Below are 13,024 nucleotides of genomic sequence, written 5' to 3'. Positions count from 1 at the left end.
ATGGCACTATAGAGCGGACGAATCAATTTTGGTAACAAATGACCGTACTGAAAGTGCATATTTTTCTCGGTTCAAAATGGCTTTATATCAACGTATTTTTCATTTTGGTAACAAAATCCCGTACTGAAAATGCACTTTGACACTATCTTGAAAGAGCTGGATACTGAAACTAGCATATTTTAGGATAGGGGAGGTGTAGGAGAGATGATGGAGACGAATCGACATATTTTAATAGCCAATAAACTATTGGTCGCGATGAGCGGATTGACACGCTGGACGAAACGCGCCGATCATTACCGTTATGAGCAGCATCACTATAACATCCCGGCCTGTTTCACGGCCTTCAAATGGACCAAGTCTCGGATCCGCCATATGCTCTCTATTCTCGCCTACGCTGACGACCAAGGGAAGATTGAATTCATCGAAGACCACATGGTCGCGGATTTTGCCTGCACGTCGGTCCGCTCCTTACATAACAACTTGAAGACCTTCGAACAGAATGATCTCATGACGGTTGTCCGTCACTTCCCAGGAGTGATTTCAATCCAGTTGACGGATTACCTTGAAAACTATCGTGATTTGTTTGTAGATGGTGCTACGGTCAGTTCGAAGACCGGGTATACGTCTGTTTGGCACGGCCTCTTGTCCGAACTGATCTCACTCGATAATGTGAATACATTGCGACTCGCGCTACGGACAATCGTCCAGGTCGAAAAAGATGTTCATGTCCAAGAAAATGAACAGGCCATTCTGACCTACGATGAGATCAAAGGATTCCTTCCTAAATACTGTGGCCATAAGCTCGCCATCCAAAAGATGATGTCTGGTCTCAAATTCCTTCAAGTCTCGCTTGTCGAGGACAGTAAGCGTTTCTTGAACATAGTGAAACAAAATGTCTCGCTCAAGAAACGGGTTCAAGACGTGACACGACCGCTCTTACTTGAAATCCAGCTATCGGCTGCGCAAGACAGTAAGCAGATCAAAGAAAAAGACCGCACTGAAGTTCAGCTCCTTTGGTTTGAGCTGCGTAAGCGAGTTGGGGAGTTCTTCGACTTTGACGCACTCAAGGTTAACCGTGACTCACTCTTCTCGATGAGTGATACATTCGGGACCGAAACGTTTAAACAGGTCGTCGAAGAGTTAAAGCAAGCATTCCTACACCATCGTGAGGACTTGGTCCACTCGAGTACCCATAAGCTGTTCTTTGAGGAGCCGATTTTCTATCTTCACCAACGACTAAAAGAGAACCAGGCAAAATTGGCTATCGCATGATGGTCTATTTGTCATGCTCATTTTTGAAAAAAGATATGAAAATCACCTATTCTTACGAGTGGTTTCTGTCTATTTATTATTTTCAACTGTATTCGTAGGTAGTCAGTAGGTATCGACTGTCCTATTTTTAATTTTAGGAAAAAAATCAAAACTACTAACCACTTAATCAAGTTTTCATTGAAGTAAATCATCTTTTGTTTCTTTAATCCCAAATCCTTAGTGAAATAAAAAAAAACCTTGATGAAAGAAACAGTAATCCCATCGAAGTTTCTCTTTTCACTTAAACTGTCAGAGCGACTGGTATGACTGGGTTGGGAGATCCTCTACCTTTTCCAATTCTATTAATCTTTATTTAACTCTCTATAATCTATTTATATTTCTTAAACTCAGAAGAATACGGTTTGTTTATCTTCTTCTATTATTTAAAGCCAGAGCCAACTATATAACGTATTTCTTCTTTAAGAGATTTAGGAATCCAATTTGGTCATGTTCAATCAGTTTCTGACAAAACCACTAATAAAAATATGTATATAATTCGACGTCGAAACGTATACATTATCTATCGGCTAATAAGTATCGTATACAATGACTTTATTTTATTGTATACAAATTAAATCGGTATTTATTAAGCTCGTAATCGTTTTTATGTTGTAAGGAAAATAAGATTGTGACATGATATGAGAGAGGAAGGGGAGAGAAGATGAACATACTTACGTTTTACATATCGAAAGGTGGATCAGGCAAGACAACCTGTTCTTTAAATATGGCTTACGCATTGGGTGAGCTGGGGCAACGAGTCCTCATCATTGATTTGGATCCCCAAGGCTCACTCAGTAAGCTGATGTTAAAAGAATCCGACACGATCAAGTATATGACGATGTTTGATGTACATACACGCAATCTCGATATAAAAGAAGTCCTATTTGATGATGAAACGTATCACGTGAGTCTTCTCCCTTCGAATGAACGAAATGCCAGGTTAATCAATTTGATTTCCGAGCAAGATAAGCTCTTCTTATTAAAGGACATGATCGCACCGCTCGAGGATGAGTTTGATTGGATTATCTTAGATTCGGTTCCATCAATCAACGAACTCTCCAAAGTCGTGCTTTCGACGTCAAACATGACGGTCATCCCGTTCATGCCGAAAAAGCTCGTGTTCGATCAACTTGCGAGTACGGTACGGACCGTACAGAAAGTAAAAAAGTTCTATAACCCGGACCTTGTCATCACAGGTATTCTTCCCGTCGCCATGGATGCTTCTTTAAAGGCAGATAAAGAGTATTATGAGGCGATGGAAGTCATCGCGAAGGAAGAGGGGTTAGATATTCTTCCGATGATCAAGCGCTCCACATTTATCGAGAAAGCTGCCGATAGTGGAAAGAGTGTCATCCAGTACCGCTCCAAGGAATCGAAGGTACTTGCTGAACCGTTTCGACTATTGGCTAAGCAAGTCGTTGAACAGGCAGGTGAGACATCATGAAGGCACGGAACCGCAACATTCATAAAATCAAACCGAGTGAGCAGCACCCGTACCAGAGTGGTTTGACGAATATCAGCGCGCTCGTCCAAAAACTTCCGGTCTCTAGAGAAGTCGAGGACCTTGTTCATGAGATCAATGAGCTATCAAAAGTTCAAACAATTTCTGTATTCGAGATTGGGAAACGGCTCGTTATTGCTCGTTCTGAGATGAAAGACAAAAAAGAATGGATGGGGTTCCTCGAGGCCGTGTCGATGTCCAGTTCGCTTGCATCACGGTACGTCAAAGCCTATGAGACGTTACATCCACTCGAATCATCACTTGCGAGCTTACCGGCTTCCAAACTGTTTGAACTGATGTATCTCGACAACGTCGAAGAGGTAGTCGAACAGGGACTCTATATTGATGGAGAGTCACGAAGCGTTGACGAGTTGACGGTCAAACAAATCCGTGAGGCCCGTAAGACCCGTGAGCCTGTGCAACAGGTCAAAGTCAGCCCGTTTCAAAAAACAAAGAAACCATCTGCCGTTCTTTCAGCACGAATCCCGTCCGACCTGTCCGATCAATTCCAACAGTATGCACATGCTCAAAATCGTAGTGTGAGTGAACTTCTAACGGAAATCATCGAGCGGACTGTGAACGACAATATCATCGACGTCACAGACGAGAAGCGAGGAGACGAATCATGAAGAAAATCGCATTGTACAATCGAAAGGGCGGTGTCGGGAAATCGACGACGACCATCAACTTGGCTCATGCTTATGCTCGTGACGGATTACGTGTCCTCGTCATTGACGCGGACGATCAGGCCTCTTCGACGAATGGACTCGGTCTCACGAACGATTACGAAGGAAAAGTCTTACTCGATTGTCTACTAGAAGAGAATGACCCATTCTACACACCAATCGAACAGGTCATTGTGACATGCGAGTATGAGACAGGTACCGTCTATCTTGTGCCAACCAGACGTTCGGCCTCACCGAGTGACTTAACGAGTCAAATCGGATATGAATATCGTCTCAGTGAAGAACTCGCCAAGATTGACGAGCTGTTTGACATCTGTCTCATCGATTGCCCAGGATCGACTTCAGCGCTTAACCCGTATGCTCGCTGCGCACTTGTCGCCCAAGACCGAATCGTGATGCCTGTCCAAATGCAGAAATTCTCGATGGACGCCGTCTACTCGGCTCCAGAAGAGCTTGAAGAGATGAAGCGGTTCCGGGAAGACATCCATATCGCAGCGTTCATCCCGACAATGGTGAGCGCCCGCTCAAAAGGGGATGTCACGACAGTCGAAGAACTTGAAGAACTCGGAAAAGAAGTCGGTATTCCGGTTTTGACGACGATACCTTACGCGGTGAAGGTACAGACATTACAACGTGAGTCTCGTCCGGTCATTGATCACAAGAGCCCAGCAACCGATGCCTATCTACAACTTGCTCAGGAGGTCCTTTCGTTATGACACGCAACCGAAAGAAACATACACCGAAAATTTCTACATTTAGTGCCAACCTTCCGGTGAATCAGAATCAACAAGCGACGGATAGCCGTACGGAACAAGTCGAGGCTGTGAAAGAATTCTCCGCGACGACGACCGTGTCGAACCCTTATCAGGCCCTCCCAGCGACGGGATTGTCACGTATCATTACGAAGAGGCTGCCCGAGGACATGGATGGAATCGTTCAGTATTATAACCACATCGATGCGATTCAAGCGACGAGTTTTGTCGAAAAATGTCGTATTCTTGCACACGCAAATAGTCTGTTCCGTGATCCTGAGACGAAGAAAGAGTTCAAACAAGAAGAAGGAAATTGGAAAGACTTCTTAGCCAAAATTGGCATGTCACATTCTCAAGTGAATCGATTTGTCTCATTTTGGAATACATTTGGTCCGAACATCTTGGAGAAGACGCTCGAGCAGGATTTTAGCGCGACGAAACTTGCTGAGTTATTGTCGTGGCCAGAAGATCCAAAGCTCGCGCTACTCGAGAATAAAAAGTACTACACAGCTTCAGGAGACAAGACGGTGTACGAGATGACACGTGAAGAACTCCGTGAAGTGAAACGGATGTTGATTGAACGTCAGGAACAACGTGTGCTCGAAGTCGAAACTAAATCTGTGAAACCAATGCGTGTACAGATTCGTTTTGCTGATTTGACAGATCCTTTATACGTCGGATTAACACAAGCCGCGCAAAAAGAACACGTGTCAGAAGATGAGATTATCCGGCGGGCTCTCAGTGCCTATTTAAATACGAATTAAATTGAGAGATGTGAAATACATCATGGCCCACGAAGACTCCTAACATACCGGATCAGAGTGGGTCATTTTCATTAGGAGGGACATACATGACTTACTCCAATCAATACAAGGACGTTGAAAGTATTATCGATACCTTGCTCGTTCTTGATACGTTTTGCGCCTCAAGAGACATCGAAGTCGAATTTGTCGTGGTTGGCGCTTCAGGGATTCTTCTCTTCATTGAAATGATGAATAAAGATGCCGAGTATCGTCCGACGCGAGATATTGATATTCGCGTGACGGAGGGTGTTGTGACACCTGAATTGAAAGAAGCACTTTATGAATACGAAATTGAAATTGTCGAAGGGGTGATTCAGTTCCCACCTCGTGAAGACTTTAGAGAAAATGAATTCCGTCATAAGATTGAGGGTCTGTTTGAGGCGATTGACGTGTATATCCCTGACATTGAACTCTTAGCATGTACCAAGATCTTCTCCTCTCGCCAAAAGGATCTAGAGGATCTCGAAAAGACGAACCTATTGGAACTTTGCGATAAAGACAAACTTCTCGAACTTGTAGAAGAATACAAAGGTAACATGACGTGGGACGATCCATTTTGTAACGTGCATGACTTAAGTCGAATTTTTCAGGAAAAGGGTATATAATTAATCAAAAGAACAGTAGAGGAGGGTGACCGATGACAAACAAGGAAAATGTATTTCTGCAAAGCGAGCTAGCAATTGAACTGAATCGCATGCAGGGAGGTGGCACAAGCTATCGCTTAGAGACCGCTCAATTGGCCCTTGCATTAAGTCGTCATGTGAAAGTCCCTGAATCGCTACGTGATCGAGAAGTAGCACGTCAGTACGTGAGAGCTGTCTCGATGGATTTACAGGAAGATCGCGCGGAAGATGTGGCCAAAATGCTTAGTATGGCAGCGCGACGTGCCTACAATACTCCCGAAAGTGCGTTCTCGGTAGATATGAAAGTAAAATTAGAAGAAAAGCGTAACCGATTTAAAACTCACGGATTGCGCATGAAATCTTAATTGTAACTACTCGCTCATTCTAAGCAATGATTGGTTAGAATAGGATCGTATAAAAAGAAAAGGTACCTCGTTCATTCGCATCAGAATGAATAAGGTACCTTTTTTGTTGATTTAAGAGTTGTCTGGCTGATTGTTTCGTTCGCGAAGGACAGCAAGTTCAATCTGTTCTTTCATGCGATTTTCGAATGCTTCTTTCTCACGACGTAAAAGTTGAACCTCAAGGTGCAGCTTTTGATTTTCTTCTTCCAACTGATCTGAACGACGAGTTCGTCCTTTTAAATCGTCGACCACGTCCATCAAGCTTTGATTTTGACGATTGAGTTGAGTACGTTCATCTTCGAGCTGCTTCACTTTACCTTCCAGATCAAAAATCAATTTCTTATGTACCTTCAATTCTTCTTTGAAAGCCTTTTGTTCTGAATCTAATGTGGATTGAAGGAGTGTCTTTTCCTCAGAAAGTTGTGTTATTTGATTTTCAAGCTCGGCCCGTTCCTCATGAAATAACGCGATTTTCTTATCGTACTCCATTTTAAGCTCGTCACTTTCAGCGACGATGCTTTGTTCAAGTTCACGTATCGTCTCTATATATTTAGAATTGATTCGTCGGGTTTCTGATTGTTGTCGCTCGAGTCGAGTCGCGCGCTCGTTAAAGAGGGCCACAATTTGATTCAACGTCGACTCTAGCACGCTGTTCTCCTCATCAATTAAAGGGTCTGGAGCTTGTTTATTGGCTAATTGAATGAATTCTTCGAACAGCTGGTTAGTAGTGAGCTGTCGTTCCTCCATCAGACGTTGAATATGTTCGGTCACTTCTTGTGAGACACGAAATGATTTTACTTTTGTTTCGTTTGAGGCCATATAGTCTTCACTCCATATCATTTTTTACAAATATTTATACATATCAATGATTTTTTTGTTTCACTTCGTATTTATATTGTATCTTTCGAATTGATCATTGAGTCTACTAAACTCCTCAACTTACCTAGTGAATGAAATATTCTCTTTTACTTTTTCTTATTTTTTCTAGTACTTTTAAATGTCGACTTATTAGGTGGAATTTCATTAGCTGTATAATGTATTGAATATAACTCATTCGCGTTAGCTGTTTTTGATTCTATTGTATTTAATTGCTTTTGTTTTTCTTCTTTCAATAAATCAAGATAAATCTCTTGTAAGATACTTACTAACTCTAGAGTACGCTCTTTTTTGGTCGTATAAAAGAATTGTTTAGTTTTTTGATATAAAACGTAGCTGAAAAAGGATGGGAAAAAGATAACAATAAAAATTATGAGCCAGTATTGTCTGTTTTCTTCATTTGTAAAATTAATTATTAGAGGTAAAGAAATGGCAATGAAAATTGAAAATAATGCGTAGTTGATTGAAGTAGATTTACTCTTTTGAATTGCTTCTTCTTTCACAAAATTAGAAAGGTTTTTTACTTCATCAGAAGAAAACATCTGAAGTTCTTTTTGAATATATATTTTGTACTTGTAAATTAATTTGTCTAATTTTATCTTTTGGAACCGTTCGTACTCTTTATTAAGTCTTTTATCAAAATAAATAATCAAGGCTAGAAGTAAAAACAGCATAAGTATGGCAAGCAAAGACCATATAGGAGCCATGCTGGTCAAGTTTTCAATATTATAGCTCGTAATGGAACTAACAATTGAAAATAAAAAGATGGAGGCTAAAGAGAATATAAAGGTCTTACTTTTTTTCACGCTATAATCTGGATTCTTAGAATACTCTTTTAAAGAAGTCATGTGATGTTTAAGAATTTTATCGACTTTCAATAATACTCCCGCCTTTAGTAAAAGATATTAATTCACTTTTTTAATACGAAGTGTAATCAGATAAAGTTTCAACGAAAACTAAGTAGTCAATTTAGTTTAGTGAATTAGAAGCCTATACTAAATATGTTCAGTCTCGCATCTTTTCAAAAACATACTAATATTATTCGTTGTATACTTTCGACGTCGAAATGTTTTATATCAACGGTAGAATGATTTTGTTGGATCTAACCCCAATGCCTAGTGAAAAAGTATACGCTATTCATCAATAGCGTATACTTTTATAGCTCTGGAATTTTTAAATTTTTCGTGAGCATGTACCATGTTTCATCAAGTATTGATTTTGATGGAATGTATACAATAATTCCATCACGGCCGCGCGTTAAATTTACACGATAAGCATTGCGTTTGATTTGAAGCGGGTGCTCCACATTTTTTTGGAAGTATTGACCACGCCACTCACTATCTTTTATGTAGAAATCATCATCCCAATGTAAGAGAGCAAAATCGAGTTCAAGTCCTTGCGACTGAAACTCTGTAATAGCATAATTCAGTGTTCTACAGTGATATTCTGAGTCCGGTTTATTAAAAAATTGCACGATTTTTGAGGGTTTTTCATAGCGTGAGTTCCATGGAAGAGCTGTAACATGTTTTTGATGATCCCGTCCACTTGCATACACTACTCCTACTGTTTTGAAATCGTCAGTATACAACTCATTGATCACGGATAGGGCTTTATCCAAATCGCGTGTTACGCGCAAGTGGAAGTGTGAAGTGTCTAGATCCTGAGTAAATGCTAAAGCCTCTGCGAAGTTTCCTTCAATGAAACTGGAGACGAAGTTCGAATAGTTTAGCGCAGTATGTGATCGTAAAGACGTATTTAAGTGAAGATGTTCCTCTTTAGAAATGTGCATAGCATGTTTAAATAAGGAAGCGGGATCTTTGTAGTGGACGATTACATTCTTACCTTCAATAGCTTGATTCCATAAAGGAAGCCCACCTTCTTCTCCCGAGTATATTTCCTGTCCTTCACCAACGAGTCCGATTGTCACGCTCCAAGGTTTACCCTGCGTAGCAATATTCATGATAATATCGGGTTCGCTTAATTGACGCTTTCCAACTGTTGTTTTCTCTAAGGACGCGTCTACCTTATTCGCATCCCACGCCCGCTGTGCTTCATCAAAAATAATGATTTGTTCGTAAAGGACGCGTTCATGCTTCAAATACTCCATCTTGTAATTATAAAGACTTTGTACAAATGTCTCATTTTGGAGTGTATCTTGTAATACGTCTACTAGTGGGCCATTTCCTGTCAGATATACCGCATTATCAAATTCATGAGCCACTAACATCCCTAAGTAAGTTTTACCTGCACCGGGCTCGCCGGTTACTAAAACGAGGTGATGTTCATGATGTGCTTGCGCATGGTGAATAATGCCTTGTATTGTTTCATGAACACTTTCAAAATTTGAACTTTGTAGGGCTCGAACACGAGGTAACTCTTCATTCTTCATGATTGAACGAGCGGCTTCCAAAACAGATGGGGAGGGTTGATAGTGACCCGATAGAAAATCACTCAGACTTAATACTTGAGAATGATTTTCTTTGCTTATTTTTTGGATTACTCGAGATAAACCAATAAGTGAAGCAATGAAAATATTGTGGTTTGGATCGTTTGTCACGCGATCACTCGTATCACCTGTAAGTAACAAAATTCCTGAAACTTTTACGTTAGATGCTAAAACTGCAGAATGGTAGTTTGCAAGGTCACGAACATAAAGGGAAGTTTGAATGAGCTCTGCCTGGGAGACTTCATTGTAACTTTTGCACTCAATGACAATTAAATGATGTTCGATTAACAGGATGACATCGGGTCGTCGCCCACCTCCTCGAATTAACTGATACTCAAAAATAAGTGAACCTTTCAAATTAGGAAAAGTATAAAACAGCACTTGTAATTTATGAAATGAATCGACCCAAGCCTTAATCTGACTTTCCGATGCGTCTGGGATTGTTCGTTGTAACCGCTGAAGAAATGAGTCCTGTGAAACAGCTAAAAATTCTTGTATCGATCCTGACCAACCATGGTTCATGTTATTCACTCCTATACGGATAGTTAATAAATTGAAAGTGCTAGTTAAGAGGGGAGTAAGAGTATGCAGCAGCAGTTTGACATTTTAAAAGAGCTTTCACAGTATCGAACACCTTATGAGATGCAACTATATTTTGACTATGTTGTAGATTCTCTGAAAGAGGATAAAGAGGCTCTGAAGTTAGCTCGTTCTGGTACTGGTATCTTTAAAAAGTTTAACGAAGAGCTTGTGCCCGCATATCTATTTTCATTATCTCCACATTTTCCTCCTGCATCAAAAGTAAAACTGATTTTAGGAAAGCAAGGATATGATTTTATAGTGAAAGATCAACATGGGTATGAAGAGAAGTTTGAGGTTAGCGCGTTTCAAGAAGGTCAAAGAAATATGGAAATCGCAAAAGGGTTAAATGATGTTGGATATAGTCACGGTCGAGTAACGGATTATTCTGGATTGAAGCAACGAGCAGAATACTACATGAATGAGACAAAACAAAATATGTTAAATAAAGCGCAGAAGGATTACAAAGGAGTATCTTTGCTATTTAGCATTAGTACGTCTCAATTTTTTGATGTGCTCGAAAAAGAGTTTGAACTATCAGTTGAGAGTTTGATTCATTTTATAGAAACCACTCCTTTTCAAGCCAAAACAGTGTATTTAATTATTGATAATGGACATGATATGCCGGAGACTGCAGCAAATATTTTAAAAGTGAAATGAATACATTAATTGGCTCTACACATCTCGAAAAATAATCAATAGTTTACAGACATTTATAAAATTGGGTAAAATACTTTTCTGATATTATAATAAAAGAAAAAAATTACATTTTTATGAGGTGTCTATTTGAGTAATACAGCAAGATACAAGTCTTTTAAACAATTTCAAACAACCCAACAGCGACTCGCTGATGAATATCATAACATTGGGAAGCACAATGCTGCGGAGTCACTTCAGCAGTGTAGTGACGTCATAATGCACAGTCACTGTGGAGAACATGAGGCTCAATCTAAAGTAAGAATTCAGTATTGTAAGAATCGCTTTTGTCCGACATGTACAGTTCATCGATCTCATGTCCTTGGGCAAGAATTACGTCTGGTAGTAGATGATCTCCATGACAATGGAGTAAGGCAAGAAAATTGGATATTTTTAACGTTAACGATTCGAAATTGTGAAGTGAGCGAGTTAGCTGGAGAGATCGATAATATGATGAGAAGTTGGCAACGATTCTCTCAGCGAAAATCATTTAGAACTGCAGTGAAAGGTTGGTTTCGTGCTTTTGAACTTACCTATAACAAAGAAGAGCAGACGTATCATCCCCATTTTCATGTGTTGATTAATACAAATGCGTCTTACTTTTCAGGTAAGTACTATATATCCCAAAAAGAATGGCAGCGGTTGTGGAAAGAAAGTTTGAATGTCGATTATGATCCTATAGTTGACGTGCGTCGCGTGAAATCAAAAACACAACAGAGTTCTAAAGGACTGGTGGGGGCTATTTTAGAAGTGTGTAAGTACCCTATGAAAGTGAATGATTTATCCAGTATTTTGAGACAGGGTGATTTTCAAGTATATGAAGAAGCTCTTTTCAAACGGAGAATCATTGCTTTTGGAGGGAATTTAAAAGAGACATTAAAAGTGGTGAGAGCTAAGAAAGATAAATCTGATGGCACATGTGAAGTTTGCGGAATGACCATGCAAAAAGATGTCTATGTATGGTCTACAGAAACTCAGAACTATCAGAGTTGTTCATAACGTATCGAGTGAAGGATGGGATTGCCTTATGTACAGGCGATCTCATCCTCTTTTTGTATGCCTTGGTCCGGCTACCGCCGGCGAGAAGTGAATAAAAAGTTTGAAATCCGACAGTCCTTGTTGCGGCTTCTGCCGCCGGTAAAATTTGTGAGATTAATATATGTTTTAAGACTTTCCGTTAAAAACATACGTTGATCTATAAAAAAATCTTAGCGCGGTTAACATCGCCGAGAAGCGAATGGATTCCTCTAGGGTGAGTGTTTCCCTAAAGATCGCGTGCACTAAAGGGAGTCTTTTAACTTTGGGTGGGCAGGCATAGCTCTTCAGTCCATCCCACAAAGGTACTTGCGCGCGGTTCCCACCGCCGAGAATTGAATTTAAAAACTATACCCTTGTCTTTTGAAAGGAGACACTTCAATGAACACTTTACCTAATCAAGCGATCCGCATGATCGAACCTATCCATTCTGCTTTAGAAACCTATCACAACGCACCTGTCATGGTGATTTCACGTCGACGATTTGACAGTGGCCTTCAAAATCCGAATCGTCACCTGACGTACCATCAATTTATTCATCGCATGTTACCGAATCAAGAACGTTATGCGGGAGACTATATGAATGAGGCCATCTCGTCTGTATATCCTCAAGAAGCGACTATTTCCACAGCTCATTTCGCGAATTTATTCCGCTCACATTTGAACGGAAATACCGAAATTTTACGTCACTTTGATGCTCACACAGTAGCGGCCTTTGTACAAAAATACAAAAATAACTTGCGTCAAAAAACGGAAGTTGCTGCACCAATTGACTACGAAGACTTCTTTGTGATGGGAGCGGAGTATTTATTTCGACCAACATCGCGCATACCGTCGCAAGTTCTACTCATTCCGGATTATGAGATTCTACTCGAATACCCTGAGCTCAACCGCAACGCAATTCAATTCATTGAATCCTTGATTAAATGGTGCGTTGCCCAAAATCGACCAGTGTACACTTTGCACAGTCATGCTGTTCATTATCATCGACACGGAGGGCGCGAAGTATATGATGTCACTAACTTTGTCTAAACATGCAGTGAACCGATTTCGTGAGCGAATCGGTTCTGATTATTCATTAAGCTTTATGGAACAGTTTATCAATCAAGAGTTATCACGTGCCGACATTTCGTATTCTATGTTTGAAAAGGACTACTATATTCTCCGAGATATTACTTATGTTGTATCTCGGAGAAAGGTGGTGACGTTATTCATGACCGAGCAGTCATATATTGTACCGTGAAAACTTCTGAACAGCCTGTAATGAAGCTCTTCAACTGTATTTAGTGAATCAGAGTTACGTCTTATTTAT

At 40.3% G+C, this 13,024-nt stretch carries 13 protein-coding genes; 10 read left to right on the top strand and 3 right to left on the bottom strand.

Features of this window, described 5'->3' with window-relative positions:
* Positions 1-207: 207 nt before the first annotated feature.
* The 7 genes from EVJ34_RS14280 to EVJ34_RS14250 all read left to right on the top strand — a co-directional run bounded on the left by EVJ34_RS14280 (position 208) and on the right by EVJ34_RS14250 (position 6,041).
* Positions 208-1,272, top strand: coding sequence for a hypothetical protein (locus EVJ34_RS14280; protein ID WP_131486069.1), 1,065 nt, complete (start codon positions 208-210; stop codon positions 1,270-1,272).
* A gap of 700 nt (positions 1,273-1,972) precedes the next feature.
* Positions 1,973-2,755: a ParA family protein gene (locus EVJ34_RS14275; protein WP_131486068.1), complete on the top strand. Its 783-nt coding sequence runs from the start codon at positions 1,973-1,975 to the stop codon at positions 2,753-2,755.
* Positions 2,752-3,441, top strand: coding sequence for a hypothetical protein (locus tag EVJ34_RS14270; RefSeq protein WP_131486067.1), 690 nt, complete (start codon positions 2,752-2,754; stop codon positions 3,439-3,441). Before EVJ34_RS14275 ends, EVJ34_RS14270 begins: the two co-directional genes overlap by 4 nt.
* A complete protein-coding gene (locus EVJ34_RS14265) occupies positions 3,438-4,214 on the top strand; it encodes a ParA family protein (protein WP_131486066.1) in 777 nt (258 codons plus the stop codon). The genes EVJ34_RS14270 and EVJ34_RS14265 overlap by 4 nt, the downstream gene beginning before the upstream one ends.
* Positions 4,211-5,014, top strand: a complete 804-nt coding sequence (locus EVJ34_RS14260) for a hypothetical protein (protein WP_131486065.1) — start codon at positions 4,211-4,213, stop codon at positions 5,012-5,014. The genes EVJ34_RS14265 and EVJ34_RS14260 overlap by 4 nt, the downstream gene beginning before the upstream one ends.
* A gap of 86 nt (positions 5,015-5,100) precedes the next feature.
* A complete protein-coding gene (locus tag EVJ34_RS14255) occupies positions 5,101-5,658 on the top strand; it encodes a DUF6036 family nucleotidyltransferase (protein WP_131486064.1) in 558 nt (185 codons plus the stop codon).
* 32 nt (positions 5,659-5,690) lie between these two features.
* Positions 5,691-6,041, top strand: a complete 351-nt coding sequence (locus EVJ34_RS14250; protein ID WP_131486063.1) for a hypothetical protein — start codon at positions 5,691-5,693, stop codon at positions 6,039-6,041.
* Between the two features lie 111 nt (positions 6,042-6,152).
* Here EVJ34_RS14250 and EVJ34_RS14245 read toward each other — a convergent pair whose 3' ends face one another.
* The 3 genes from EVJ34_RS14245 to EVJ34_RS14235 all read right to left on the bottom strand — a co-directional run bounded on the left by EVJ34_RS14245 (position 6,153) and on the right by EVJ34_RS14235 (position 9,924).
* A complete protein-coding gene (locus tag EVJ34_RS14245; protein ID WP_131486062.1) occupies positions 6,153-6,899 on the bottom strand; it encodes a hypothetical protein in 747 nt (248 codons plus the stop codon).
* A 146-nt stretch (positions 6,900-7,045) separates the two neighbouring features.
* Positions 7,046-7,834: a hypothetical protein gene (locus EVJ34_RS14240; RefSeq protein ID WP_131486061.1), complete on the bottom strand. Its 789-nt coding sequence runs from the start codon at positions 7,832-7,834 to the stop codon at positions 7,046-7,048.
* Positions 7,835-8,112: 278 nt separating this feature from the next.
* Positions 8,113-9,924 carry a DNA/RNA helicase domain-containing protein gene (locus tag EVJ34_RS14235; protein ID WP_131486060.1) on the bottom strand — a complete coding sequence of 604 codons (1,812 nt, stop codon included), beginning with the start codon at positions 9,922-9,924 and terminating at the stop codon, positions 8,113-8,115.
* Positions 9,925-9,987: 63 nt separating this feature from the next.
* On the opposite strand from EVJ34_RS14235, the gene EVJ34_RS14230 reads away from it, so the two are divergent.
* From EVJ34_RS14230 to EVJ34_RS14220, 3 genes are all read left to right on the top strand, one after another.
* Entirely contained in the window at positions 9,988-10,641 is a 654-nt protein-coding gene (locus EVJ34_RS14230; RefSeq protein ID WP_131486059.1) for a hypothetical protein, read from the top strand.
* A gap of 126 nt (positions 10,642-10,767) precedes the next feature.
* Positions 10,768-11,676, top strand: a complete 909-nt coding sequence (locus EVJ34_RS14225) for a protein rep (protein ID WP_131486058.1) — start codon at positions 10,768-10,770, stop codon at positions 11,674-11,676.
* A gap of 417 nt (positions 11,677-12,093) precedes the next feature.
* Positions 12,094-12,744, top strand: a complete 651-nt coding sequence (locus EVJ34_RS14220; RefSeq protein WP_131486057.1) for a hypothetical protein — start codon at positions 12,094-12,096, stop codon at positions 12,742-12,744.
* The last annotated feature ends 280 nt before the right edge of the window (positions 12,745-13,024 follow it).

Source organism: Exiguobacterium sp. SL-9, assembly GCF_004336985.1.
Classification (GTDB): domain Bacteria; phylum Bacillota; class Bacilli; order Exiguobacteriales; family Exiguobacteriaceae; genus Exiguobacterium.
The sequence above is the reverse complement of the archived record's forward strand: the minus strand, read 5'-3'. Positions and strand labels throughout refer to the sequence as shown.

Coding starts and splice junctions, on each gene's coding strand:
- EVJ34_RS14280 (WP_131486069.1), top strand. CDS start 208: ATGGAGACGAATCGACATATTTTAATAGCCAATAAACTATTGGTCGCG.
- EVJ34_RS14275 (WP_131486068.1), top strand. CDS start 1,973: ATGAACATACTTACGTTTTACATATCGAAAGGTGGATCAGGCAAGACA.
- EVJ34_RS14270 (WP_131486067.1), top strand. CDS start 2,752: ATGAAGGCACGGAACCGCAACATTCATAAAATCAAACCGAGTGAGCAG.
- EVJ34_RS14265 (WP_131486066.1), top strand. CDS start 3,438: ATGAAGAAAATCGCATTGTACAATCGAAAGGGCGGTGTCGGGAAATCG.
- EVJ34_RS14260 (WP_131486065.1), top strand. CDS start 4,211: ATGACACGCAACCGAAAGAAACATACACCGAAAATTTCTACATTTAGT.
- EVJ34_RS14255 (WP_131486064.1), top strand. CDS start 5,101: ATGACTTACTCCAATCAATACAAGGACGTTGAAAGTATTATCGATACC.
- EVJ34_RS14250 (WP_131486063.1), top strand. CDS start 5,691: ATGACAAACAAGGAAAATGTATTTCTGCAAAGCGAGCTAGCAATTGAA.
- EVJ34_RS14245 (WP_131486062.1), bottom strand. CDS start 6,899: ATGGCCTCAAACGAAACAAAAGTAAAATCATTTCGTGTCTCACAAGAA.
- EVJ34_RS14235 (WP_131486060.1), bottom strand. CDS start 9,924: ATGAACCATGGTTGGTCAGGATCGATACAAGAATTTTTAGCTGTTTCA.
- EVJ34_RS14230 (WP_131486059.1), top strand. CDS start 9,988: ATGCAGCAGCAGTTTGACATTTTAAAAGAGCTTTCACAGTATCGAACA.
- EVJ34_RS14220 (WP_131486057.1), top strand. CDS start 12,094: ATGAACACTTTACCTAATCAAGCGATCCGCATGATCGAACCTATCCAT.